General features: G+C 35.4%; 29 protein-coding genes. 14 read left to right on the forward strand and 15 right to left on the reverse strand.

The window, feature by feature from the left end; genetic code table 11:
• Positions 1–86 precede the first annotated feature (86 nt).
• Both MTO68_RS11650 and MTO68_RS11655 read left to right on the forward strand, forming a co-directional pair.
• Positions 87–1,307: a phage/plasmid replication protein, II/X family gene (locus tag MTO68_RS11650; RefSeq protein ID WP_121775299.1), complete on the forward strand. Its 1,221-nt coding sequence runs from the start codon at positions 87–89 to the stop codon at positions 1,305–1,307.
• Between the two features lie 11 nt (positions 1,308–1,318).
• Complete coding sequence (locus MTO68_RS11655) at positions 1,319–1,702, forward strand: hypothetical protein (protein WP_244012504.1); 384 nt, start codon at positions 1,319–1,321, stop codon at positions 1,700–1,702.
• A gap of 173 nt (positions 1,703–1,875) precedes the next feature.
• Here the strand turns inward: MTO68_RS11655 and MTO68_RS11660 are convergent, their stop codons facing one another.
• Positions 1,876–2,319 carry a hypothetical protein gene (locus MTO68_RS11660; protein WP_244012506.1) on the reverse strand — a complete coding sequence of 148 codons (444 nt, stop codon included), beginning with the start codon at positions 2,317–2,319 and terminating at the stop codon, positions 1,876–1,878.
• 92 nt (positions 2,320–2,411) lie between these two features.
• A complete protein-coding gene (locus MTO68_RS11665; RefSeq protein ID WP_244012508.1) occupies positions 2,412–2,615 on the reverse strand; it encodes a hypothetical protein in 204 nt (67 codons plus the stop codon).
• Between the two features lie 115 nt (positions 2,616–2,730).
• Between MTO68_RS11665 and MTO68_RS11670 the strand changes: the two genes are divergently transcribed.
• Positions 2,731–3,954 (forward strand): phage/plasmid replication protein, II/X family, encoded by a 1,224-nt coding sequence (locus tag MTO68_RS11670; protein WP_244012510.1) that lies wholly within the window; start codon positions 2,731–2,733, stop codon positions 3,952–3,954.
• Positions 3,955–3,967: 13 nt separating this feature from the next.
• A complete protein-coding gene (locus MTO68_RS11675) occupies positions 3,968–4,264 on the forward strand; it encodes a hypothetical protein (protein WP_244012512.1) in 297 nt (98 codons plus the stop codon).
• A gap of 250 nt (positions 4,265–4,514) precedes the next feature.
• On the opposite strand, the gene MTO68_RS11680 is transcribed toward MTO68_RS11675, so the two are convergent.
• Both MTO68_RS11680 and MTO68_RS11685 read right to left on the reverse strand, forming a co-directional pair.
• Positions 4,515–4,958 carry a hypothetical protein gene (locus MTO68_RS11680; protein WP_244012506.1) on the reverse strand — a complete coding sequence of 148 codons (444 nt, stop codon included), beginning with the start codon at positions 4,956–4,958 and terminating at the stop codon, positions 4,515–4,517.
• A gap of 92 nt (positions 4,959–5,050) precedes the next feature.
• A complete protein-coding gene (locus MTO68_RS11685; RefSeq protein WP_244012508.1) occupies positions 5,051–5,254 on the reverse strand; it encodes a hypothetical protein in 204 nt (67 codons plus the stop codon).
• A gap of 115 nt (positions 5,255–5,369) precedes the next feature.
• Between MTO68_RS11685 and MTO68_RS11690 the strand changes: the two genes are divergently transcribed.
• From MTO68_RS11690 to MTO68_RS11700, 3 genes are all read left to right on the forward strand, one after another.
• Positions 5,370–6,593, forward strand: a complete 1,224-nt coding sequence (locus MTO68_RS11690; RefSeq protein WP_244012510.1) for a phage/plasmid replication protein, II/X family — start codon at positions 5,370–5,372, stop codon at positions 6,591–6,593.
• 13 nt (positions 6,594–6,606) lie between these two features.
• Positions 6,607–6,903 (forward strand): hypothetical protein, encoded by a 297-nt coding sequence (locus MTO68_RS11695; protein WP_244012512.1) that lies wholly within the window; start codon positions 6,607–6,609, stop codon positions 6,901–6,903.
• A gap of 352 nt (positions 6,904–7,255) precedes the next feature.
• Positions 7,256–7,492 (forward strand): VF530 family protein, encoded by a 237-nt coding sequence (locus tag MTO68_RS11700; RefSeq protein ID WP_244012514.1) that lies wholly within the window; start codon positions 7,256–7,258, stop codon positions 7,490–7,492.
• Positions 7,493–7,844: 352 nt separating this feature from the next.
• On the opposite strand, the gene MTO68_RS11705 is transcribed toward MTO68_RS11700, so the two are convergent.
• Complete coding sequence (locus MTO68_RS11705; RefSeq protein ID WP_056511142.1) at positions 7,845–8,183, reverse strand: hypothetical protein; 339 nt, start codon at positions 8,181–8,183, stop codon at positions 7,845–7,847.
• Between the two features lie 417 nt (positions 8,184–8,600).
• Here MTO68_RS11705 and MTO68_RS11710 point away from each other — a divergent pair, with 417 nt between their 5' ends.
• The 4 genes from MTO68_RS11710 (at position 8,601) to MTO68_RS11725 (ending at position 12,444) form a co-directional block, all read left to right on the forward strand.
• Complete coding sequence (locus MTO68_RS11710) at positions 8,601–9,170, forward strand: TetR/AcrR family transcriptional regulator (protein WP_224963470.1); 570 nt, start codon at positions 8,601–8,603, stop codon at positions 9,168–9,170.
• Between the two features lie 146 nt (positions 9,171–9,316).
• The gene (locus MTO68_RS11715) at positions 9,317–10,336 is read left to right on the forward strand and encodes an MBL fold metallo-hydrolase (protein ID WP_244012516.1); all 1,020 of its coding nucleotides are present in this window, start codon (positions 9,317–9,319) and stop codon (positions 10,334–10,336) included.
• 195 nt (positions 10,337–10,531) lie between these two features.
• Positions 10,532–11,080, forward strand: a complete 549-nt coding sequence (locus MTO68_RS11720; protein ID WP_056511150.1) for an Rrf2 family transcriptional regulator — start codon at positions 10,532–10,534, stop codon at positions 11,078–11,080.
• Between the two features lie 158 nt (positions 11,081–11,238).
• On the forward strand, positions 11,239–12,444 hold the full coding sequence (locus MTO68_RS11725; protein WP_244012518.1) for an FAD-dependent oxidoreductase: 1,206 nt from the start codon (positions 11,239–11,241) through the stop codon (positions 12,442–12,444).
• 221 nt (positions 12,445–12,665) lie between these two features.
• On the opposite strand, the gene MTO68_RS11730 is transcribed toward MTO68_RS11725, so the two are convergent.
• Entirely contained in the window at positions 12,666–13,370 is a 705-nt protein-coding gene (locus MTO68_RS11730; RefSeq protein ID WP_154130902.1) for an SDR family oxidoreductase, read from the reverse strand.
• 120 nt (positions 13,371–13,490) lie between these two features.
• On the opposite strand from MTO68_RS11730, the gene MTO68_RS11735 reads away from it, so the two are divergent.
• Both MTO68_RS11735 and MTO68_RS11740 read left to right on the forward strand, forming a co-directional pair.
• Positions 13,491–14,405, forward strand: coding sequence for a LysR substrate-binding domain-containing protein (locus tag MTO68_RS11735; RefSeq protein ID WP_244012520.1), 915 nt, complete (start codon positions 13,491–13,493; stop codon positions 14,403–14,405).
• Positions 14,406–14,763: 358 nt separating this feature from the next.
• The gene (locus tag MTO68_RS11740; RefSeq protein ID WP_347814803.1) at positions 14,764–16,965 is read left to right on the forward strand and encodes a TonB-dependent siderophore receptor; all 2,202 of its coding nucleotides are present in this window, start codon (positions 14,764–14,766) and stop codon (positions 16,963–16,965) included.
• Between the two features lie 101 nt (positions 16,966–17,066).
• Here the strand turns inward: MTO68_RS11740 and metC are convergent, their stop codons facing one another.
• The 9 genes from metC to MTO68_RS23150 form a co-directional block, all read right to left on the reverse strand.
• Complete coding sequence (gene metC / locus MTO68_RS11745) at positions 17,067–18,236, reverse strand: cystathionine beta-lyase (protein ID WP_244012522.1); 1,170 nt, start codon at positions 18,234–18,236, stop codon at positions 17,067–17,069.
• Positions 18,237–18,632: 396 nt separating this feature from the next.
• Positions 18,633–18,914: an enoyl-CoA hydratase-related protein gene (locus tag MTO68_RS11750; protein ID WP_244012524.1), complete on the reverse strand. Its 282-nt coding sequence runs from the start codon at positions 18,912–18,914 to the stop codon at positions 18,633–18,635.
• A 57-nt stretch (positions 18,915–18,971) separates the two neighbouring features.
• Positions 18,972–19,679: an OmpW family outer membrane protein gene (locus MTO68_RS11755; RefSeq protein ID WP_279578593.1), complete on the reverse strand. Its 708-nt coding sequence runs from the start codon at positions 19,677–19,679 to the stop codon at positions 18,972–18,974.
• Positions 19,680–19,826: 147 nt separating this feature from the next.
• Positions 19,827–20,795: an IS30 family transposase gene (locus tag MTO68_RS11760; RefSeq protein WP_235663160.1), complete on the reverse strand. Its 969-nt coding sequence runs from the start codon at positions 20,793–20,795 to the stop codon at positions 19,827–19,829.
• Between the two features lie 94 nt (positions 20,796–20,889).
• Positions 20,890–21,153, reverse strand: coding sequence for a hypothetical protein (locus MTO68_RS11765; protein ID WP_244012528.1), 264 nt, complete (start codon positions 21,151–21,153; stop codon positions 20,890–20,892).
• A 155-nt stretch (positions 21,154–21,308) separates the two neighbouring features.
• On the reverse strand, positions 21,309–23,480 hold the full coding sequence (locus MTO68_RS11770) for a LuxR C-terminal-related transcriptional regulator (RefSeq protein ID WP_244012530.1): 2,172 nt from the start codon (positions 23,478–23,480) through the stop codon (positions 21,309–21,311).
• 39 nt (positions 23,481–23,519) lie between these two features.
• Positions 23,520–23,903: a hypothetical protein gene (locus MTO68_RS11775; protein WP_244012532.1), complete on the reverse strand. Its 384-nt coding sequence runs from the start codon at positions 23,901–23,903 to the stop codon at positions 23,520–23,522.
• A gap of 124 nt (positions 23,904–24,027) precedes the next feature.
• Positions 24,028–24,687 carry an FAD-dependent oxidoreductase gene (locus tag MTO68_RS11780; RefSeq protein WP_244012533.1) on the reverse strand — a complete coding sequence of 220 codons (660 nt, stop codon included), beginning with the start codon at positions 24,685–24,687 and terminating at the stop codon, positions 24,028–24,030.
• The gene (locus MTO68_RS23150; protein ID WP_347814804.1) at positions 24,639–24,815 is read right to left on the reverse strand and encodes an FAD/NAD(P)-binding oxidoreductase; all 177 of its coding nucleotides are present in this window, start codon (positions 24,813–24,815) and stop codon (positions 24,639–24,641) included. Before MTO68_RS23150 ends, MTO68_RS11780 begins: the two co-directional genes overlap by 49 nt.
• A 297-nt stretch (positions 24,816–25,112) precedes the next feature.
• Between MTO68_RS23150 and MTO68_RS11790 the strand changes: the two genes are divergently transcribed.
• Positions 25,113–26,288: a hypothetical protein gene (locus tag MTO68_RS11790; protein WP_244012535.1), complete on the forward strand. Its 1,176-nt coding sequence runs from the start codon at positions 25,113–25,115 to the stop codon at positions 26,286–26,288.
• Positions 26,289–26,329: the final 41 nt, after the last annotated feature.

Genomic DNA, 26,329 nt, shown 5'->3' on the forward strand with positions numbered 1-26,329 from the left:
ATTTTTGCATGCATGTATTGCGCATACTTGCATATTTGTGTTAACTTTCGCTTGTTGCATAACTGCATGCATGTGGATTTTTGGCGATGCTAGATCATATTTGTATAAATATACCGTTTGAATCGAGCTTCTATTCAGTAGATGCCGAAGGACGTTATTTTTTTATAGATGTTGATCCACATAGTTTAGAAATCCCACTAGCTTCAAGATCGGTGAATAAGAATGATGATGGGACCATTTCTGCATCAGCTTTATTTCATCCGTTTGAATCTGTACCAACGCATTACACTGGTATGGCTTTAAAAGTATTTTTTGATTCAGCCTATGAACCTTACGTTCAGATTAAGGCAAGTCCTGCGAAATTAATGCAAGGTCACAATGTATTTGGAAGTGACAATATAGAGCAGGGTGCTTTTGAGATGCTTGGCTTCTTAGATGTTGCTTATCCGCTTTTATCAAGAATGCTTGATGTGCCTAAAGCTTGGGTTTCGCATATTGATGTAACTTATTCAGCGAGATTAAAAGATCAATTTACAGCGAATAAAGTTCTTCAATTTTTATCAAATGTTTCTAACGGTCAAACACGTTTAAGTAATAAACGTTATGACTCAACAGTTTATTGGGGTGGTCAGACTTCACGACTCGTTAATCATAAGTGTTATTTAAAATATGATGAGTTTCTTGCGCAATTCGAAGAACAAAAGCAACTCGCTAAATTTAATAATAAATCTGCGATGCGAGTCGTTGAAGTCATGTCTGATATTCGTCTTATTAACTGGACTGTCGGTCTAGCTCGTTTTGAATCACGTTTAAAGAAACGTTGGCTAGAACGTAACGGTATACCGACTAATCTATTTGAATTAATTAAGTTTCAACGTCAAAACCCAAACCTTTTACAAACACTTTGGACTAAAGCCACAAGTAGTATTTTTGATGCCTTGAGGGGTCAATCTATGAAATTAACAGATGATACAAGTGTCCTGAAAGCGATTGAAAGTTCTGAAATTGTTATTACAAAGTCAGGTAAAGCTTCACCGACCAAAGTTAGAAATCTATTTGCCATGTATTGCCTAATTCGAGAAAAAGGCATTGAAGAAGTAAAAAACAATTATGGCAAATCTCAATTCCACAATTTGCTTTCACAACTTTGTGAATGTGGCTTTTCAAAAGCTTACTTGCAAAACCTTCATGATGAGAAGGCATCAAACATCATTCCGTTCATGAAGCTCGTTGAGATCGACTTCAATCAACAACTGCCTGACTGGTACGAAGAACCACAGAGTCAGTTTAATTACAAAATAGCTTAGGAGTATTAAGCATGAGCGCTATTGATCAACCAATTTTAACAATCGCAGGTATTCGTAAATCTGAAGGCAACATGATTGCAGATGGTCGATCTGTAGATTGGTCAAATACTGTGGTAACAGTTTTACAGCCATTTACAGAGGAAGAAATTGCTTCTGGAGCGATTGGCATGAAATCAACAGAGTACAAAATCAAAGGTGCTCAATTTTTCTATGATTATCAAGGTCAGAAATTGCCAGCCGAAGCACAATTGATTTTTAGACTTGATGTGAGTCGTAAAGTTCCAGTGGCTCAATTGGTTGCTTTGGATTTTACAGCGTCTAAACCACTGGATGAACGTGCTGTAGATAAAGCATTTAGAAATGAAATCAACAAAGCCACTAAGGTTGAAATCTAAAAATATCTATACATATCAAATGCTTAAAATATATCATTTCGTATAATGTAACTGCGTGATTATGTTACTTACACTGCAACTTTTTAAAATGACATTTTCCCGGCCAGAAAATGATATTTTCGAGTTGCGAAAATGCAGTGCATTTAACATCAATCCGCATTATGCGAAAGCAGTCATTTAATTACTTGTTTTAAATCTCTTTTAAGCTCTGTGCTTGTCGGTATTTTTTGATATTCAACTTTTAATCGTCTTCCTTCTTTTTTTACTGTCTTTGGTCTATTTGTATTTAATCTAAGAAATGCCAGTTCGTCTGGTTCATTTCTATGATTTATTTCACATATCATTACCGTGTCGAACTTTTCTATAATTATATGTTTTGGAAAGGTTTTTTTTGCTATTTCTTTTAGCGTTAAATTTTTATTTTTGAGTTTATAAATTAAAAAAATTATAGATAAGGCAATTATTAAAATAATAATTTTTTCCATTGCTTGTTCTGCCTGTGATTGAGAAAGGGAGGAGGGACGTTCGACCGCTCGATTGAGCAGAGCAGAACAAGATTTGAGAAAGGGCACACTGCTATCTAATAGTGTGCCTGACTGTCCAAAGTTTTTTGTCATTTCCTCTATGAGCTATATATAACGGAGCTTACAGGGAAGATGAGAAACTTTATCATTTAATCCAGATATTGATTATATTTTGATCAATATATTTATTTTTTTGTTTCGACTTTAACCATTCCATCTCTACTTACTTCAACTATCCCTTCAAGTAGTGTCTGTTTAATAATCTCATGGAAGATTTCTGTATCTCTCAATGGCTTTTTTCCTGCTTTAACTAGATCTCTATTTAACCGCAAAGCCACATCATTCAAAGCCTGTTCTTCTTCATCTGTAAAGCGAAATGTCTTAGCCATTTGATAATCCTTTTAAAAATCACTTAATTCTAAATGAATTTGTGATTTGTGATTGAATTCATATGTGATTTATGTTTTTATGTGTTAAAAGTGATTTATGAATTTGTGATTTATCATGCTAGATTTCGAGCGTTTAATGATTCCGATCATTCCGACACACGTATGTAATCTCGATAATCGTTATTGGTTTAACGGTGATATTCGTGATTATGGTGTGCCTGCTGCGACTCGACATGTCAGTAAAGATGATGATGGCAATACAACAACAGGGGAGCTTTATCACCCATATGAATCACTTCCAAGTGATTTTACTGATATGGCCATTAAGTTTTATACAAGTACAACTAACACACCGCCATACGTTGAGATTAAAGGATCACCTTTGAAATTGTTGCAAGGTCATAATGTTTATGGCTTTGATTCACTTGAACTTGGTACATATCACATGATTGGTATGTTGCTTACAGCTTTCCCTAAACTAGCACCCATTCTTGATGTTCCTAACACTGAGCTTTCATGTCTCGATACGACTTACTTATTTAGGCTTCCGCATCAGAATATGGTTCAACCAGTATTGGACTATATGGCTAGTCTTGCATCGGGTCACCGTAAAGCTAGAGAAGTTAAATATAACAACTATATTTCTTGGGGTAATGATGGTGCCAGTGTACGTCCAAAGGCTTACGGCAAATTCGAAGAAGTAAAAAGTCAGTTAAATAAAATTCAAAAACTAGCCGATAAAGGCTGTCCACGATCTAAAGTACTTGTATGTGCTATGCATGATGCTTTGCCTTTTGCTAATGCAATTATCCGTAAAGAAGCTCGGATTTCTAAGACTTATCTAACCAAAAATGGTTATCCAACAAACATTTGGCAACTTATAGAGTTGCAGAAACAACAGCCAGATTTATTGCTACGCCTCTGGCACGTAGCTTTTGACCCAATCCTTAAGACAATGGAGGGTGAGTACATGAACTTCGCTAGTGATGATGAATTAGAACATCTCCTTAAATCTAAATTGGTTTCTTATACAAAGAAAGGAAATCCAAGTTATACAAAGGCTTATAACGCACTCGATTTTTATCGTTCTTTACGTATCGATGGTTATATCAAAGTTAAATCTCGTCACCTTGAATCACGATTTTATAAACGTGAAAGAGAACTTATTAGCTGTGGTATCAGTCGTTCACACCTCCAAAACCTACATAAAAATCCTAATGGCAAGGTCATTCCATTTGTACGTCTTTTAGAACTCAAGATGTGCGACCAATTGCCACCAGATTATCAAATTCCAGTTTCACCATACACGCCTAATGAGCGTTTACATTTAGTTGCCTGAGGAGGCTTTAACCATGCAAGTTCAATTTAACAAACGCCAAATTTTACCCTCAATTTACCGTTCTGAGAAAGATGGTAAAGAACGAGCATTTTTATCTACGACCGTATTGTCACCAGTTAAATACAATTTAACGCCAATGCCAGGGATGATGCCAATTGAACAGATTCAAGCGATTTTAGAAGAGTGTGCAGACAACGCCCAAGAAGTCGAAATTGAGTTCACAGAACAACAAACCAAGTTTGGCGCACAGATGCAGATTTTTAGTGTTAAGCCAGTTGTTAAACCAAACCACCAGCAAGTTGCTAAGTGATGAAAGAGTTCGTATTTATTACGGTTTTAGGTCTTTGTGTGTTTGCATTGTTTGACGCTAAATGTTCAGAAATGCAAACAAGACATTACTTATCAATACCTTAATTATACCAACTTCGCATAATGTAACTGCGTGATTATGTTACTTACACTGCAACTTTTTAAAATGACATTTTCCCGGCCAGAAAATGATATTTTCGAGTTGCGAAAATGCAGTGCATTTAACATCAATCCGCATTATGCGAAAGCAGTCATTTAATTACTTGTTTTAAATCTCTTTTAAGCTCTGTGCTTGTCGGTATTTTTTGATATTCAACTTTTAATCGTCTTCCTTCTTTTTTTACTGTCTTTGGTCTATTTGTATTTAATCTAAGAAATGCCAGTTCGTCTGGTTCATTTCTATGATTTATTTCACATATCATTACCGTGTCGAACTTTTCTATAATTATATGTTTTGGAAAGGTTTTTTTTGCTATTTCTTTTAGCGTTAAATTTTTATTTTTGAGTTTATAAATTAAAAAAATTATAGATAAGGCAATTATTAAAATAATAATTTTTTCCATTGCTTGTTCTGCCTGTGATTGAGAAAGGGAGGAGGGACGTTCGACCGCTCGATTGAGCAGAGCAGAACAAGATTTGAGAAAGGGCACACTGCTATCTAATAGTGTGCCTGACTGTCCAAAGTTTTTTGTCATTTCCTCTATGAGCTATATATAACGGAGCTTACAGGGAAGATGAGAAACTTTATCATTTAATCCAGATATTGATTATATTTTGATCAATATATTTATTTTTTTGTTTCGACTTTAACCATTCCATCTCTACTTACTTCAACTATCCCTTCAAGTAGTGTCTGTTTAATAATCTCATGGAAGATTTCTGTATCTCTCAATGGCTTTTTTCCTGCTTTAACTAGATCTCTATTTAACCGCAAAGCCACATCATTCAAAGCCTGTTCTTCTTCATCTGTAAAGCGAAATGTCTTAGCCATTTGATAATCCTTTTAAAAATCACTTAATTCTAAATGAATTTGTGATTTGTGATTGAATTCATATGTGATTTATGTTTTTATGTGTTAAAAGTGATTTATGAATTTGTGATTTATCATGCTAGATTTCGAGCGTTTAATGATTCCGATCATTCCGACACACGTATGTAATCTCGATAATCGTTATTGGTTTAACGGTGATATTCGTGATTATGGTGTGCCTGCTGCGACTCGACATGTCAGTAAAGATGATGATGGCAATACAACAACAGGGGAGCTTTATCACCCATATGAATCACTTCCAAGTGATTTTACTGATATGGCCATTAAGTTTTATACAAGTACAACTAACACACCGCCATACGTTGAGATTAAAGGATCACCTTTGAAATTGTTGCAAGGTCATAATGTTTATGGCTTTGATTCACTTGAACTTGGTACATATCACATGATTGGTATGTTGCTTACAGCTTTCCCTAAACTAGCACCCATTCTTGATGTTCCTAACACTGAGCTTTCATGTCTCGATACGACTTACTTATTTAGGCTTCCGCATCAGAATATGGTTCAACCAGTATTGGACTATATGGCTAGTCTTGCATCGGGTCACCGTAAAGCTAGAGAAGTTAAATATAACAACTATATTTCTTGGGGTAATGATGGTGCCAGTGTACGTCCAAAGGCTTACGGCAAATTCGAAGAAGTAAAAAGTCAGTTAAATAAAATTCAAAAACTAGCCGATAAAGGCTGTCCACGATCTAAAGTACTTGTATGTGCTATGCATGATGCTTTGCCTTTTGCTAATGCAATTATCCGTAAAGAAGCTCGGATTTCTAAGACTTATCTAACCAAAAATGGTTATCCAACAAACATTTGGCAACTTATAGAGTTGCAGAAACAACAGCCAGATTTATTGCTACGCCTCTGGCACGTAGCTTTTGACCCAATCCTTAAGACAATGGAGGGTGAGTACATGAACTTCGCTAGTGATGATGAATTAGAACATCTCCTTAAATCTAAATTGGTTTCTTATACAAAGAAAGGAAATCCAAGTTATACAAAGGCTTATAACGCACTCGATTTTTATCGTTCTTTACGTATCGATGGTTATATCAAAGTTAAATCTCGTCACCTTGAATCACGATTTTATAAACGTGAAAGAGAACTTATTAGCTGTGGTATCAGTCGTTCACACCTCCAAAACCTACATAAAAATCCTAATGGCAAGGTCATTCCATTTGTACGTCTTTTAGAACTCAAGATGTGCGACCAATTGCCACCAGATTATCAAATTCCAGTTTCACCATACACGCCTAATGAGCGTTTACATTTAGTTGCCTGAGGAGGCTTTAACCATGCAAGTTCAATTTAACAAACGCCAAATTTTACCCTCAATTTACCGTTCTGAGAAAGATGGTAAAGAACGAGCATTTTTATCTACGACCGTATTGTCACCAGTTAAATACAATTTAACGCCAATGCCAGGGATGATGCCAATTGAACAGATTCAAGCGATTTTAGAAGAGTGTGCAGACAACGCCCAAGAAGTCGAAATTGAGTTCACAGAACAACAAACCAAGTTTGGCGCACAGATGCAGATTTTTAGTGTTAAGCCAGTTGTTAAACCAAACCACCAGCAAGTTGCTAAGTGATGAAAGAGTTCGTATTTATTACGGTTTTAGGTCTTTGTGTGTTTGCATTGTTTGACGCTAAATGTTCAGAAATGCAAACAAGACATTACTTATCAATACCTTAATTATACCAACTTCGCATAATGTATATTATGTTAAATAGAATATTATGTAGGTTGTCTACTCACATGTTGTTTGCAATGTCCTGCAATGGCTACCTAATTATTAGAATTTGACTAATTTATATTTAGAAAAAAGTTAACTAGAAAATAAGCCGTAATTTTCTATGTTAATTACACTTAAATTCCAACCCTCTCATTTTTCAACTAGCTCAGGTTATAATGGTGGTCTCCCAAAATATGGTTGATTTATTATGAACGCCTCCAATGACCCTCTACACGGCAAAAAACTTGCTGACATTTTGGATGAATTATTAGATTACTACGATGGCTTTGAAGGCTTAAGTCGTAAAATTGAAATTAGATGTTTTTGCATAGATCCAAGTGTTAAGTCATCATTGCGATTCTTACGTACCACCCCATGGGCACGTGAAAAAGTAGAAAGCTTATATTTGTATGTCTTACACCAAAAAGCCAAACAGAAATCGTAGCTATCAAAACCCTGACTCAGCATAGACAAATTTAGTCTATTCTTAAGACCTTTTTAGTAGGAAACTATGTATTCATAGCTAGGTTCATGAACCAAATATTTTATAAATTGTTATTTTAGTGCTCTAAGTAATTAAATTTATTGTTTATTAAAAATAAATTTAATTATGAAATAAATTCTATGTGAACATAAGTTAAATAGAATATCAGAGACTGTGGCTACACAATGCTGTTGTTGCTACAGTTCAGCAACTTGAATCAGTAAAATTATCTTCAAGTTGCTGAGTATCCCAAGTAACATAATATAAGTTATGCTGAAATCAGATCGCTACTCGATTTTGTATGGTTATGACTTCAATGTACTTTCGTATTTGCTTCAGTTAAATAAGCTTTCTTCGATGTCTTATTCCATAAACACAGTTCTTGCCCTGTTTTGTTTTTCATATGTGCTTGCGGATATTTTCCTTGAATCAAGAGTGCCGAATATCCAACACGATCATCAAACAGCATGACATTGCTTACTGTCTTGGCATTTTTAAGTTGACTTGCTTTTATACAAGCCGCTTTTATTTCCTGATCATGCTTGTTCCATGCCTGCTCGGAACTTCCGAAAGCTACGCTAGTCACAGCAGAACTTGCCACAAAACCTAAAATAGAAAGATATTTTAAAAATATACGATATCTCAATATCATGATGATTGTCCTGTAAATTCGAGTGTCTGGATCTATACTGAAACAATCTGATGAGATAATCTAGCAATTTACACATGCTGTAACAGCAGATATTCAGGATTACACATATCTCTGAAAAGTTGTCCGTGATTTAGATTTTAAAATATAGATCAAAGACTTAAAAATAGTTCTATTCTATAGAAGCATTACCTGACTCACGTGATTCCATACAGTGATCAATAATTTCTCGCGTCTTATCGGTTGCCGAAATTATAATTATGACTATTAATTAAAGCGCTAAATTTGCTGTGTGGCCCTGTCTATGTGATGCATCTATAGCTTGTGATCTTGAAAAGCCCATCCCTTTTTAAATATATATCTTGCGCTTTGTCTATTTTTATGTATGATTGAGTAATCACTCAATTAATATATTTATCTATGGCCCGTCCTCGTAGTGAAGATAAACGTAATGCAATTTTAAATGCTGCTATTGAAACATTGGCAGAACTTGGAGAGCGTGCATCTACTTCAAAAATAGCTAAAGTCGCTGGTGTAGCAGAAGGTACTTTATTTACTTATTTCAGTAATAAAGAGGAATTACTTAACCAATTATACCTTTCGCTAAAGGCCGAACTGCGTCAGGTCATAATGTTGAATTATCCGAACAACTCAGACCTACAAACCCAAATGTTTTATATCTGGCAAAGCTATTTGGACTGGAGTTTAGATGCCCCACTCAAACGTAAAGTGATGGCACAGTTGTCGACTTCAGAACAAATTACAGAGCAGAGTAAACACATTGGCATGCAAACTTTTTGTGATTTTACTAAGACTATTCAAGAACATATTGATGACGGCAAATTAAGAGATTATCCACCCTTGTTTATCGGTTCGATTCTGGGTGCACTTGCCGAAGTCACACTCAACTTTATTGCCCAAGACACTTCTCAAGCTGATCTTTATCGGAAGTCAGGTTTTGAAGCGTTTTGGCATGCAGTTTCAATGTAGATAAAGACTAAAGTAAGGATGTGCAGCATTCTTATTTTTTTAAATTAATTAATGAGTGATTAAATGCTCATTTAAATAAATCAAAATAAGCACTTATCTCAAGTTCTTATTTACAGATATAGCTTGTTCCACTCAAGGAAAATAAAATGACAATTTCAAACGCAACAGACTTGCCTTCTCCCTTCATGTCATCACAGCAATACAATGGGAAATATAGCAATACACGGCCGAATCTGCACACACATTCTTTCGGAAAAACGCTAGGCTTAATGTGGAAATTTCTATTTAACAAATCCAAAAATACGGTGCCAAACCGAGAAATTCCTGTGTTAAGTTTATCAAAAGAACAACTCATGAGTGCCCCAGACCGTTCTCTATTTCGTCTTGGGCATTCGACCATTTTATTAAAATTACGTAATGAATTCTGGTTAACCGATCCTGTTTTTTCTGAGCGTGCCTCGCCTTTTCAGTGGATTGGCCCAAAGCGTTTTCACCAACCACCGATTAGCATTGCGGACTTACCTCCCATTAAAGGCGTGATTTTGTCGCATAACCACTATGACCATCTCGATTACCATGCAGTAATCCAACTCAAAGACAAAGTTGAACACTTCTTAACACCACTTGGTGTTGGTGACACATTGATTAAATGGGGCGTGCCAGCAGAAAAGGTTCAGCAACTTGACTGGTGGGAAACAACCCATGTGGATGGTCTTGAGCTGATTGCTACCCCTGCCCATCATTTTTCAGGCCGTGGTATGGGTGATAGCAACGCAACGCTTTGGGCATCGTGGGTGATTATTGATAATGATCTACGGGTGTTTTTTAGTGGCGATACTGGTTATTTCGATGGGTTTAAAGAGATTGGACATCGTTATGGTCCTTTCGATCTTACCATGCTAGAAACTGGGGCATATGATCCAGAATGGCCAGATGTTCACATGCAACCTGAGCAAACTTTACAAGCGCATATCGATTTAAAAGGACGTCATTTGTTACCTGTCCATAATGGGACTTTTGACTTGGCGCTTCATGCTTGGGACGATCCATTTGAACGAATTGTGGCTTTGGCTCATCAAAACGACTTAGCGATTAGTACGCCTCAAATGGGTGAAGTATTGAACTTAAACCAGCCAAATGTCGAAAATTATTGGTGGCGTTCGTAATTTTTTCAATCATTTTAAATTATTTATGTCCCTCAATTCTCATTTAAAGGTATTTAAATTCAGTGATATAGCTCTATTGTTTTCCTCTATATTTTCTTTTAATAAAACTAGGACTAACTTTGTCTTAGTTTTATTATTGACTTAAAACACTGACTGCATTAGTCTGTGTTTGTAATTGATCAATTATGAAATGAAATGGCTTATATCACTAGTAGTGTCGAGTATGCGATTCACTGTCTTCTTTTTCTTGTAAATAATGAAGATAAACCATTGAGTAGTAAGGATTTAGCTGAATTGCAAGGCGTCTCTCCTAGCTTTATGGCCAAGATATTTCCTAAACTTGAAAAGGCAAAACTTGTTTTGGCACAAGAAGGTGTTCGTGGCGGGTATTTACTGGCCCGATCTGCTCACGAAATCAGTTTTCTCGATATTGTGAATGCAATTGAAGGTGAAAAACCGCTTTTTGAATGCCAAGAAGTACGTGGAAAATGTGCGGTCTTTAACAATGCCCCACCCGATTGGGCAACCAGTGGTGTGTGTGCAGTGCATGCAGTTATGCTACAGGCTGAAAAAGCCATGCGAGATGCTTTAGGTGCTCATACACTTGGTGATATTGCAGACCGTTTTGGCCGTTATGCACCCGACGTTTTTTTTAGTGATGTAAATGGCTGGATCAATGAACGCATTGAAGGAAGAACAGCAAAAATGCGGAAAAGTAAAATATCACGGGATACGCCCGACTAATGAGCTTATAGGGCTTTCATCCCTAAGGTAAAACTTCTCTAAACGTTTTAAACGCCTTCTCAGATTTTTCGGACAGTCAGAGAAAGGATTCGCTCACCCAAAATTTTGGGATGAGCTGGAATTTACATGTCCGAAAAACCTATCAAAAGGATAATCAAATGAGTAAGCGTATTATTATTGCAGGTTCTGGCTTTGCTGGCTTATGGGCTGCACTTGCCGCACAACGAGCAATTCATTTGGCTGCGCAAGAACAAAATATTGAAGTGCTGATGGTTTCCCCGAGTCCGAATGTTGATATTCGTCCTCGTCTTTATGAAGCCGTACTTGAAAATATGTATCCTGATATTTTAGACATATTAAATGTCGTTGACGTTAAATATGTGGCTGGCTGGGTAAATGAAATTGATACTACTGCCCAAAATCTTGTGATTACAACGATCCACGGCGATCAACAAAGCTTAAGTTATGACCGTTTTATTTTGGCAACGGGAAGTACTGGCTATATGCCGCCTATACCGGGGCTTAAAGACTATGGATTTAGTGTCAGCACATTAGCAGATGCTGAAAAACTAGATCAGCATCTTAAAAGTTTAGCCAATAAGCCTGTAAGTGCGGCACGTAATACCGTATTCGTTGCTGGTGGTGGACTTACAGGGCTTGAAACAGTTGCTGAAATGCCTGAACGCCTGCGTAGCATTTTAGCTGAAACTGATATTCGTGTGGTTTTAGTCGATTCATCAGCAGAAATTGGCGCAGCATTGGGTGACGAAGCTGCAGTGGTAATTCGAGAAGCTCTTAGCGAACTCGGCGTTGAAGGTAAAGCTGGGCTACGCGTTACTGCACTTGATGCTTCTGGAGTAACACTTTCTAACGGCGAAAGAATTGAAACAGAAACTGTCATTTGGACTGCGGGCATGCGAGCGAACTCGTTGACCTCACAAATTGTAGGTGAAAAAGATAATTTAGGTCGTATTTTAGGTGATGCTTATTTACATGCACCAGAGACAAAAAATATTTTTGTGACGGGTGATACTGTAAAAGTTCCAACCGACAATTTAGGTAATTTTAACGTGATGTCATGTCAGCATGCTATGAGCCTAGGCCGCGTAGCGGGTTACAATGCCGCGGCAGAATTGGTTGATTTGCCATTACATGTGTATAGCCAACCAAAGTATGTGACTTGTGTCGACTTAGGCCCATGGGGAGCACTTTACACTGAAGGATGGGATCGAAAAGTTCAATTTGTGCGTCACGAGGCGAAAAAAATTAAGCAAGAAATTAATACGGTATGGATTTATCCGCCAGTTGCAGACCGTGAAGCTGTTTTTGCAATAGCAAATCCTGATTTTGTAATTGTTCCTTAAAATTAGTTTTGCTAATGCAGATCATTTTATTTAACTCTCCTAAAAGTAAAGCCATCACTGGTTTTGCTTTTAGGTTTTTTTGAGTCATTAAGTTATGACTTTTCTAAATCTTCTATTATCACTAAAGCCGTTTTTTAGCAGAAAATGTGTTTTGTCCTGTAATTAATGTATTCAGCCTTATAAATTGATTGATAAGGCTGAACTAAGGTCATCATCATGAATTAAACTGAACGAGTGATACCGCCATCTACACGAATATTTTGCCCTGTGATATAACCAGCGCCTTGTGAAGCAAGAAAACTGATAGTTGCAGCAATTTCTTCACTGGTACCATAGCGTTGTAGCGGCACAGATTGGCGACGTTGTTCGGTTTCAGGCAAACTATCAATCCATCCTGGTAAGATATTATTCATACGAATATTTTTTGCCGCATATTGATCCGCTAAAATCTTAGTAAACGAAGCCAGTCCTGCACGAAAAATAGCTGAGGTCGGAAACAAGTCACTGGGTTCAAATGTCCACGCACTCGAAATATTGATAATCACCCCTGCATTCTGCTTTTCCATGATCGGAATGACTAAGCGAGTGGCACGAATAATATTCATTAAATAAGTATCTAAACCTAAATGCCATTGTTCATCAGTGATTTCCAAAATAGGTGCACGTGGACCGTGTCCTGAACTATTGACTAAAACATCAATCCTTCCCCATTTTTGATATGTTTGCTCAATCAGCTTGTTGATATCAGCTGTAGATTGATTGGTACCTGTCACGCCAATGCCATCGAGTTGTTTAGCAAGCTCTTCTCCTCTACCTGAAGAAGAAAGAATACCCACATGGTAGCCATCTTGATGTAATTTTCGTGCGGCGGCTGCCCCCATACCACTTCCACCAGCCATGATTAATGCTACTTTTTCTACAGTCATTTGTGCTATCCTCTAAATGTTTCATGATCGAATATATATGAATACTGTAACTAGAATAGCATTAAGCTCCGTTGATCTGGTTTGACTTTTTCTCTTAATTGAATGTAGAAAAACTATAGTATGACGCTACTCAATCGCTTACCACCTTTGAACGCATTAAAGGCCTTTGAGGCCGCTAGTCGGCATTTAAATTTTAAATTCGCTGCTGAAGAGTTACATGTCACTCAAAGTGCAATTGCGCAGCATGTCCGTCATTTAGAAGAAGAATTGGGAATAAAGTTATTTGAGAGACATTCGAAAGGTGTAAACTTAACAGCTAATGGTCGAAAATATGCCGCGAGCATTACTCAGGCTTTTAGTTTATTTTTTGAGGCAACTCAATCGTTTCACCATTCAAATCAGCAGATTACATTGAGTGTTACACCAACTTTTGCAGCGAAATGGTTAATTCCTCGATTAAATCAATTTAGACAATCTCATCCTGATATTGACTTGCAGATTTTGGCTACAGAACGAGTTTCCCACTTTCAAAATGATGCTGTTGATTTGGCAATTCGTTATGGTAAACCACCATTTGGTACAGGTTTAAATACTGAATTACTGTTGCAAGACACCTTTATTGCGGTGGCAAGTCCTGAGTTAATCAAGTCACTTAAGCTATCAAATCAGGAATCTTTAGAGATCAGCACCTTAGACCAGTTCACCTTATTACATGATGCACATAATCTTTGGCCGCATTTTATTGAGAAATTAAAATTCAAGAATACGCAAAATCTATTTAAAAATATCCGCTTTAATCAGACTGCACTTGCGATTGATGCTGCTATTGCTGCTCAAGGAATTACTTTAACCCATCCAATATTTGTACACTCAGAGTTAGCGTCTGGAATACTGGTTAAAGTTTTTCCACAGGAGTTAGCCATGGAAACAGGATTTTATGTCGTTTATCCACGTCATACCGTTGGTGCTGAAGCCTTATCGAAAGTTCATCATTGGCTATTTACTCAATTTGATCAGCCAAAAGCATCTGATTAAACTCGTGTTGAAGATGAGGCTTAGTATGTTGATATTAAAATATTTTTTAAGTTCATAGTTAATTTAAAAAGATATTCTGTTTTTCTTTATAAAAAATAAATTCGCAATTTTCACCCTATTCTATACAGCATAACAAAATTCAAAATCTTTTATAAAAACATGACTTGTTAACAAAATTAATTATATATTTCATATGTAAATAATAAGAATAATGATTTATATAATTTAATGAGAATCATTATTGATAATTAATTATCCATATGTTACTTTTTGTAACGCTTTTCGTCCGTAACAGGTTCAAAGCAATAGAAAGGCAGAAAACCCGATAGCGCGCATTTTTTATTATGGAATTAATCTTATGTACAACTTCTTCCCTTTGAGACATGCATTTAAAATGCATCCTCTAGTACTTTCTATGGCTTTAACTATTCCATCTGTTGTTTATGCGGAAGAAAAAACAGAAACAGTGGCTTTACCAACAATCAAAATACAAGCAGAAAGTGAAAATTCAGCGATTACAGAAGGAACTCAAAGCTATACAGCCAAAAGTACAAATACTTCAACAAAATTAAACTTATCCCTTCGTGAAACACCTCAATCTGTCAAAGTTTTAACACGTGAATATTTAGATGACCGAAACATTGATTCTTTTCAAGATTTAATGAATACCATTACAGGTGTTTCAACCTCGCGTACCGATGAACGTCAGTCTGTTTACGCTCGAGGCTTTCAGGTCGATTACTATTTAATAGATGGAATGCCGAGTACCACAAACTTAGGTGCAGGTGACCTTGATTTAGATATTTATGATCGTGTAGAAGTTGTTAAAGGTGCAAATGGACTTACCACAGGTGCTGGTAACCCTGCAATGGGGCTGAATATGGTCCGTAAACATGCCAATGCAAAAGAATTGACGGGTAATCTGAGCACTTCATTCGGTTCTTGGAATGCATGGAGTAGCTCTGCGGATATTTCTACTCCACTGAACGAAGATGGTTCACTTCGTGGACGTATGTTCGTCAAACATGCTGATGAAAAATCCTTTATGGATTTTTATGAAAAGGAACGCAATGTATTTTATGGTGCGATTGATTACGATTTGAGTGATAAAACCAGTATGTCACTTGGTGCAACTTATCAAGAGTTACAACGTGATGGTATTCGTTGGGGAGGCACTCCAGCATTTTATGATGATGGAAGTCGTACTAACTTTGATCGAAGCTTAACGGTAACTACACCTTGGACTTTTTGGGATGTAAATACCACAGCAGTATTCGCCAATTTAAAACAGAATTTATTCAATGATGTTAATTTAAATGTTGCATATACGTTTCGTAAAGAAGATGTAAATACCCTTCTGCTTTACACTGGAGGGCAAGTAAACAAAGCAACCAATACCAGCCCACTGAAAAATAAACCTGATCCTAAGACAGGTAAAATCACAGATAATGTTTCAGTATATGGCTCTGAAGCAAGGAATGAAGAAAATAACATTGATCTTTTCATCAACGCGCCTTTTACACTATTTAACCGCCCACAAGAAATAATTATTGGTGGTTCATGGAATAGAAATGAGAAGACCAAGGATATTTTTGGGGGTTCCAATACTAAAAATGAAGTTGAGAAGTATTTAGGCGGTCCGCTCGACTATAACAATATGGCACAACCACTACTTCAATCTGTCATTTTGAATGGTGTAAATGCTCTGAATCAAACGACTCAAACTTCGGCTTATATTTCTGGTAAATTTCAAATTCTCGATCCATTAAAAGTGATTGCAGGTACACGTTTATCTAATTGGAAATATGAGTCTGAAAATGGTGTAGGCAATCGTGAATTTAACAATGAAGTAACACCTTATATTGGTGCTATTTATGATTTTGCAAAAGATCACTCAGTCTATGTCAGCTATACAGACATATTTAAACCGCAAAGCCGTAAAGATGTAAATGATCAATATCTAGATCCTGCGAATGGTAAAAACTATGAAGCAGGTTTAAAAAGTGAATGGTTTGGTGGACGTTTAAATACAGCTTTATCACTATTCCGCATTGAACAATCTAATTTTGCTGAAGCAATACCAGGAGGATTTATTGTTCGTAATGGTGTACTAACCACTGAGCAAGCTTATCGTGGTGTAGATGGAGTAGAGAGTAAAGGCTTTGAATTTGAAGCAGATGGGGAAATTAATGATCACTGGGGCGTTAATTTTGGTATTGCTAATTTTGAAGCAAAAGATGCAAAAGGTGTAAAGGTTAATACAACCAATTCACGCACAGCATCTAATCTATTTGTGAAATATAAAGTAGATCTATGGAGTGCTGGACTAGGTTTAAATTACAAGAGTAAATACTATACGGGTACTGGAAATACACGTATAGATCAAGATGCTTTTGTACTTGCTAGTGCGATGTTAGGCTATCAAGTTGATAAAAATATTAAGCTTCAGCTGAACGTTGACAATATTTTTGACAAAAAATACTACGAAGGTATTGGTGCAAACTCTATGAATTGGGGTACACCAAGAAATGCTACATTAAGTGTTCGTTATAATTTTTAATCCATTTTTAAATTAAACCCTCTATTTTATTAGAGGGTTTCTTCTATAGTCTTGCTATATTGGATATTTAAGGTCTCATTTTACTATAATGTATAATGAAATTAAGCTATCGCACGCTGCGCAATAGCCAAAGCCTCATCCAAATCTGCTTTTAAATCGTCTACATGTTCAAGCCCCGCATGTAGGCGCACCAAATATCCACGACTAGGCAAATGACTTTGAGTACGATAAGGCGTTCCAACTGGCAAAATCAGACTTTCAAATCCACCCCATGACAAGCCGATGTGGAAAAGCTTTAAAGAATCAAAGAAAGCCTCAACAAAACACGGATTGTTTTGTTTTAAATAAAAAGAAAATAAGCCTGTAGAACCAGAGAAGCTCTGTTGCCATAACTTGTGATATGGATTCATTGCTAAAGCTGGATGATTTACAACATCAATTGCTGGATGTTCATTTAGATAATGAGCCAGTATCACGCCATTCTCTTCATGTTGTTTTAAGCGGACGGCTAGGCTGCGTAATCCACGTGATGCTAGATAAATATCATCTGGACTTGTCGTTTCACCAAAAAAATGTACAACTTTATTTAATTGCTCTATGGATGCTGCATTTGCTGTTGCAGTCCCCATGAGAATGTCAGAATGCCCACCAATATATTTTGTGACAGCCTGAATTGAGACATCTGCACCATGTTTTAAAGGTTGAAAAAACAATGGCGTTGCCCAAGAGTTATCCACTAAAACCTTGGCATTCATAGCATGGCTTATTTCTGAGATTGCAGCAATATCGCTAATTTCAAAAGTAATTGAGCCTGGTGACTCTACAAAGACCACACTGGTTTTTTGATTAATTTTGTTCTTTAACTCGTTTAAGTCACATGAGTTAAAGTATTCAACATGGATTCCCAGTTTGGGCAACATACTGTCTGCAAAACTTCGTGTTGGCCCGTAAATATTATCAGCAATCAGAACGTGATCACCTGCTGCAACGAATGCCATTAATGCATGCGTACAAGCCGATAGTCCGGATGGAAAAACCATGCATCCTGCCCCACCTTCTAATGTATTAATTGCACTTTCAAAAGACTTTGCTGTAGCAGCACCAAAACGGCCATAATGTTTATAAACACCGCCATTTTGCTTATGATCTTCCCATTCTTTAAAACTATCGACGACGATAGTTGAGCCTCGGTAAACAGGTGTATTCACCAAACCATCAAAACGTTGAGGGGTTCTTCCCAAATTTATGACTTGTGTACAAAAGTGATTCATAGCAGCACCAACATGATTTCTAACAAATATTTCTACAACCAATGATAGATAAAATGCATAGAATTTTTATTTTAAATAAATCACTATTTTTCTAAAAATTTAGAATTTCAATCCAAATTTTAGTATATAAAAGGAATTTTATTTCCATATTGAGATAATAAGGTAAATATTTATGATATGGCTGGTTGATATCTTTATTGCTTTATCTCGAATAATTTTTTAAGTGGCATTTGCTTAAAAAAGAGGGTTTGTATATCTGATATTTATTTTCAATTCACTTTTTCTATTATTTATTGCTCGCTATTCGTCAGACCGCCCATTGCGGGTGGGCAGTACTTAAAATCGCAACTTTACCTATTAAGGTCTAAATTCATTTATATAGAGATCTGTAGCGTTTTAAACTTTTTTAAAATCTGGAGGTCTTTTTTCTAAAAATGCAGCCATAGCCTCCTTAACGGTGACATCGAAACTAACTGCTGCAATCGCTCGTGCTTCTAGCTCTAAATGAGTTTCCAAACTATTTTGATGGCTAGAAAGTAGTAATTGGCGAATATTATTGAGTGCAGGCAAAGGCTGATTTGCCAACAAAGTTGCATTTTCTTTTACTCGTTGCTCAAAGTCTGCATCTGAAGAAACCATTGTTAATAATCCATATTCAAATGCCGTACTTGCACTCATTTTTTAAAATGATAATAGTTGAATAGTTTCCCTTTAATACCTATAAATGTTCTGTTTTTAAAAGCGATAGCCAATACCCATGTAACTAATCAATGGATCAACATCAATTTTAACTTTTCCTGAAATCAGATTTTGATTGTTATTTTGGTTATTTACATCAATTTTCGCGTCAATATCCATTTTCGAATAAGATAATGAAGCTACGGCAAACCAATTCGAGTTAAAGTCATAATTAAATCCGACACTAAATATTGGCGCAAAAGCATTTCTAGTGCTGAGTTTAATAATAGGTTTGGCATCTGAACTTATACCAGCAAGGCTATTTCCCGCATTACCGGTGAGAATATTCTGAACCCGATGACCAGCAAGAATAAGGTCATTTTCAATACCTGAATTGATTTTTACATTTTCTAAATAGGCATATAGTATGCCAACACCAACATATGGACGGAATTTGTTAATACCGCTTACACCAAACTGATAATGGGCTTCAATTGCGGGCATCCAAACTCTAGTATCGATTGCATATTTGGACTGGGTAAGATCCGTTATATAGAGTTGTTGTGAAATGGGAATACTATTTGTACCAATAAGTGCTGTTGATGTGGGTGGCAAATTAACCTGACCAATAACTGGAGCATATACCTGACCAATTCCTTTTGCCTTAACCTTAGGTGGTATACCTGCTTTAAGCTCAAACGAAATATTATCATTTAAATAATAATTAAACATGATACCCATGGTATTAATGTTTTCAACTTCCAAGCCTGTATTAGGGCTAGTCCAATTAGAAGGTTGATTTAGAGTAGCAGTACCACTTAAATCGGCTGAAAGGCTTGATATGCCTAGGCCTTGTATAGTGCTAATTACCGTATGTGCTTGTTGCCCTTGAGTCGTTGACTGATGGCGAATTCAAACATGAGGTGCGACAGTTTCAAAAGCCTTATGATAATCAACAAGCTGAGCAAACTTCTCTAATGGTGTAAGCCAATCTAACGCTTTTCTAGGACGAGTATTCAGTGACATGGCAACTTGATTTAAATAATGCTGATCTGCCTGATTTAAATCAATCCCTTTAGGTAAATATTGCCTAATTAAACCATTCATATTTTCGCATGTGCCTTTTTGCCAGGGTGAATGTGGGTCACAGAAATATACATCTATGCCTAAATCTTCTTCGAGTTTTTTATGTTCTGACATCTCACGTCCACGGTCATAGGTCAACGTTTTACGCAGTTCTGCAGGTAAATATTTCAGAGCTTCAGTTAAAGCCTTGCGCACGGATTCTGCCTTTGCATCAGGTAATGTTGCCAAGATACAGAGCCGTGTATTTCGTTCAATAAGTGTTGCTATCGAACTTTTATTGTCTTTACCTTTAATTAAATCGGCTTCCCAATGACCCGGTATTTTTCTTTCTTGAACTTCGGCTGGGCGCTCATGAATAGTTTTAATATCCTGTAATATAGAATCTTTTTTAGGTTCACCGTTAGCTTTTCGCTTTTTATTTTCATGACGCAGACAGGATAATAAGTCTTTTTTCAACTCACCCTTTGGTAATGCTCGTATAGTTGAGTAAATCGTTGTATGGCTTACATTCATTGTTTGATCCAAATCAGGAAATGTCTTTAAACGCTTTGCTATTTGCTGAGGAGACCATAAACAACGGATCGCTTCAACAATAAATTTCCAAAGGATTGAATCGATTTTGAGTTTTCTATGACCACGTCTACGTCTAGCGAAGGTGTGATCAGAAGCATATCGGGCTTGATAAACGTCATTGATGCTATTTCTTTTAAGTTCACGATAGATCGTACTAGGATGTCTTTTAATAAGTTCAGCAAATTTTCTGGGTGAAAAGCCTTCTTTTCTTGATTCAAGCATTAATGCAGTACGATCTTCAAAGTTAAGATGATGGTATGACAATTTTATATACTCCATAAACCCTTTAAATTAATTAGGTGGTTTATGTCGCACTTCAAGTTTTACTCTGCCGATCAATTGCGCCCAGAATATTCTGGGTTGAGACATCACCTACTCTATAAGTACTGCCTGCTGCGATTGCGGTCGTATTATTTATATTGTTTGCATCACCTAAGGGTTTTGCATACAACCAGCCGATAGAAATCGAATAGCGTTTAAAATCTGTTTTATCACTTGGTTTAAAATAGGAACTGGCATAAACAGTTTGTGCAGATACAGCACATATAGCTAAACTATATATATAATTTTTTAATTTCATGGATCCATCCAATAGATTTTAATATTTTGAATGAATATTTGACGACAAAATTGAATTAATTTGTATCGTCAAAAAGAACTAATTTATTAAAAATTTTTAATGATGAGATAAATCCAATATTTTTGTTTTTTGCTCAAAAAAAGAGAGACTCTTCTTTAAATTAATGCATATTTCCTAGCAATAACTAATGCCCCGGTTCTATTTTTTACACCTAATTTTATGTAAATATTATTAATATGCCATTTTACAGTTGAAAGTGAAATGAAAAGCTCATCTGCTATTTGTTGATATTTTAAACCTGACTCTAACATGCGCAGTAATTCTAATTCTCTTTTTGAGAAAGCTGCTCTATTAAATTTAATCTGATCACTTTCATCATCTAAGCAAAGATGGTTGCTTAATTCATTGAGCAAATTTTTATAATTTTCATCTAAAGTAGATGCTGAGCTCTTAATTAATTGAAGTGAAGCTATAGAAAATTTTTCAAAATCAATAAATACTCTAAAATACCCATTTTCAGCAGCCAAAAATAAAGCATGTTTAATCCGTTCCAATGCTTCTTTGTTATTGTTTTCATATTTTAAGGCAATAAATGATTTTAAAATTAAAATTTTACTGAACAAAAATTGGTTTTTTTGCAATTGATTATCATAAAGAAACTCATGGAGAAGTTTAGACACTAAGTTGAAGTTATTTTCATTCAGTTGCATTAATATATTGATATATTTATGATAAATTTTAACTTCTGCGCACTGATCAGTACTATCCTCCACTCTAATATCTATGTTATTTAAACAACTAAAGTCTTTTTCAGTTTTATTTGAAAGCAAATACAATTCAGCTTGCTGGTACTGGAGTAATATATACAGCCGTTTCGGATAAATTGAGATAATACCTTGAAGGTTCTCTCTTAAATTTTGTATGTCAGCCCAGCGTTTTTGAAGTTTATAAGAAGTCGATATCCCAGCGAATGCTGTTTCAACTAAACCATGATTTTTAATATTTCTATATCCAATTTCAACATATTCTTGGGCTTTTGAAATTTGATTGACCTCATAGTAAATTGCTGATAATAATTGTGAAATTGTAGGTAAAATAGAAGCATCTTCACCTATTTCTTCAATTGTTTTATAAAATTGCCTTTCTAAAATTTTTTGTGCACGATTATATAGACCACAATCAAGAAGAAATAAGCCGTAAAGTAGATTAACCCAAATTTCACCATATATACTGCCTGTATCTCTAATCACTTGTAGTGCATAGTTGATTGATTTTTGAGCTAAATCATATTCAACATTCAATCTGTAACTTAAGTAACTTGCACAAGATACAACTGCCTTATCAAAATTATCGGTGTTTTTATTTTTTTTAAACCAAATTTTTGATTTTTCTAAACTTATTTGGCGTTTATCCTGAAATGTTAATAAGACAATTTCAATCGAATCTAATTTAGCAGAATAAAACTGAAAATCTATTTCATTTAGATACTGATCATTTTGTAAAGCTAGTCTGAGATCATTTACTCTTTGTTTTGACTCCTCCCATTGATATGAAAGTGCGAGCGACCATGCCAGCCAGTAAATTATTTTATTCCAATTAAAATATTTCTCATCTTTTAACTCCTTGAACCAATTAATCACTGTAGGTAATTCACCTAAGTTCTTAGCTAAAATTTCACTGGTTTTGTCCATAACTATATTTTGAATATGATGGTCTTGGCTTAATTTTGCATAATAAGCAGACTTTTTATAATATTGATTTCTAATTGACCATATTGATGCTCGAACAAGTATTTTTTTTGACTTATTATTAACTTGTTGACTGAGTATGAATTCACGCAAGAGTCGATGAACTCTAAATTCTCGATTATTTCGATCTGTATTTTCGATAAATGCTCCGCTATGATATAACTGTTTTAATCTAGATTTACTATCAGTAAATTGTAATGCATAGTTGCAAAGTTCAGCATTCGCCGTTTCAAGAGTAGACAAACCAATCAGGAATTCTTGCATATCAGAATCCAAATTATCTAAAATCTGTTCTTTAAAGAATTGTGAAAATACATAATCCTCACCCGAAAGCTCAAATAACTTTCGTGCATTGTCTTTGTTATTTAATAAATCCTTACAAATGGATATGGCATATGGCCATCCTTGTGTTTTATTAAACACAAATTCAAGTTGACTAGCTGAAATGTTGGTATCTAAATACTCGAAAACTTCGGTGCTATTAAAGCTTAAACTTGATGAATTAAATATTTTAATTTTCTGATTCAGCTCTAAATAAGATATTCTAAATTTTGGAAATATACGTGATGCAATGATCACATGGCAATTAAATTTTTTGTTATCTAATAAATTATCAATTTAATTATTAAAGTGAGCACACTCTATTTTTTCGTAATCATCAATAAAGATATAACATTCACCTGAAGTATACCTGTGTAAAATTTTTTCAATCGTTGAATCTTGTTCCAATTGATGATTAAAAAAAAGACTTAAGGCGGCCAACAAGGAACCTCTTTGCTTTGGGTCAAAATTTATCTCATCTAGCCAAATACAGCAAATACCATTACTTATTTTCTCGAAATATTCGAAACAGTATGTCAAAACTGATGTTTTACCATAACCACCTGGTGCAAATAAGAAATTAAGCTGGATATTCTCTATAGATTGCCGAACTTTATAAAAACAGGAATGAATATAAATATTTTCATTCTTATTGTGCCTTCCTTGGCTTGCTGAAAGCATTATATTTCTTCCATAAATAATTTATCATTATTTAAAAATTCTCTATAGCTATTCTAATAATGATAATTTCTTCCGATATCTTTATTGTAGGGTATATTTTTTTTGAATGACAATGAAATTATGGTTATTTTTTAAGCATACATTTTTTTAAATCAGACTCTGTTTGAACTACGTTTAAATCAAGCACAGTTTTTTGTACAATCAGTTGTTTTGCTGCAATAAAATCTTTTGCTGAATTTACGCAGACTGCCATTTTTAGCAGATTACCTTCAAAGTATAATCTTGAAAATCCACCATTTGCTAAACTCTGCCGAATAATGACTTGATCATAGTGATCTATTACACCAGCTATTTGTAAACGTTTATTATATTGTTCAAAACAAAACCATGGTAATGCACTATGCGGGATTGAGTTTCCACTGAGTGTAGCTGCTGCCGTCTTGGCTTGATCAACTGCATTTGCTAAGCATTCCAATCGAACTGATCGTTGTAAATAGTCGCTAGGAAAGAAATTACAATCACCAGCTGCAACGATATCTATGTTGGAAGTACAGGCAAATTTATCTACGACAATTCCATTTTCAATTTCTAGTTCTGCAGTTAATGCTAATTCTACATTCGGTATCTCACCGATGCCGGTGATTACAGCATCTACATCGAATTTAGATCCATCATCGCATAACACACTTTCTACATGGTGCTGCCCTTGGATTTCACTCATCCCAATATTCGTTTTTATTTCAACACCATGCTCAGTATGGCGTTGGATAAAATAGTTCGACATATCCTTGAATTTGCTTCAAGAACAGTTACTTCAATGCCTTGTTCTACGAGTACTGCTGCAATTTCTATACCGATAAATCCAGGTGATGAAGAAGTATTGGTCAAAATTATTGCTGCTGGAGTTAACATCTACCCTCAAGAGACTGAAAATGTCTTGATTCAATACAGTAAAGTTATGGATATTGCAGTGATTGACAGTGCTAATTTTCCTTATTTTTTACTATGAATGATAAAAAAAAATGCACATCGTCAAAAAGGACTAATCTAAAATGAAGAGCTTTGAATAGATTGTAAGCATCTGTTTTTAAAATTTTAATTAAAATTGAAGCCATCTTAATTATTATAATTAGTCCATATGATCGATGTATTTAAAAAAAATGTTTATATAATTTTATATTTGGCCACTTTGGCAATTAAGGAGTTAAGATGGGACAAGCCTATATTATTGCTGCAACGCGTACAGTTAACGGCTTAAGTCATGGAATAATTTCGTCATTTATATCAAGTGAATTATTATCTTTTGTTTTTAATTCATTAATTATAAAAACTAAATGTGATCCTAAATTTATTGAGCGTGTTTTAATCGGTTTCGTAAATCATCCAAATTCAAATATCAAAAAAATTATAAATGACGCCTTAGCACACTCGATACTCTCCCCGCAGCAACTGGTAAATAGGCTTGAATATCAACATAATACTGCACAGCAAACGTTACACTATGCAGCACAGATTGTAATGTCTGAAACACACGATATTGTTATTGCATCAGGAGTCGAAAATCATCTCAGTTGTGATCAGCAGACATGGGTACCCAACCATGCAAATAAATCTACATTTTTTTTAAATGATACTGCTTTAGATCAAAACGTGCATATGCTTTCAGTAAAGCAACTAAGCTATGCCATGGAATTATTAAAAAAATATCGATTAAATCGAGATTTGCTTGATTATTATAGCTTTAATAGTCACTTTAAGGCACTCAATGCTTGGCAAGAAAATAAATTCGAAGCTGAAATCATTCCAATGCTACACAACTTTAATAATTCCTATGCACCCCATATGCGTATTCAAGATGAATCTATAATTGAATATATGTCTTGGTCTTTTTTTACTAAATCTCCGACTATTTTACCTGATATCCCGATGACATCTAAACATATCAGTTCCAATACATATGGTGCATCTGGATTAATCATTGCTAATGATCGAGGTTTGAAATTATTGAAAACGCCACCAATCGCACGAATTTTGTATATGAATAGCTTGCAGTCCAACCACAAGGACATCGATGCAAATATATTTTTTGCCACACAAAATGCACTTGAAAAAACCGGATTGACCATTAATCAAATTGATCTCTATGAAATGAATGAGGTTTTTACACCCCTACCTCTCGCTTGGTTGAGTGTTCTAGGGGCTGACCCAGACAGATTAAATATTCATGGTGGAACATTAGCCCTTGGTGAATCCTGTGGATCTATAAGTACACGTATGATGACGACGCTATGCCATGCATTAATAACCACTCAGGCGAGATATGGCATGCAAATTCAATATGACAAAAAAGATTGCATTCAAATTACGATTATTGAGAAAGTTTAATTCTAGGTATTGAACTAAATTTGCAACACCCAGAATCGGTA

Origin of the sequence: Acinetobacter sp. NyZ410 (assembly GCF_022828975.1) — a bacterium.
Taxonomy (GTDB): Bacteria; Pseudomonadota; Gammaproteobacteria; order Pseudomonadales; family Moraxellaceae; genus Acinetobacter; species Acinetobacter guillouiae.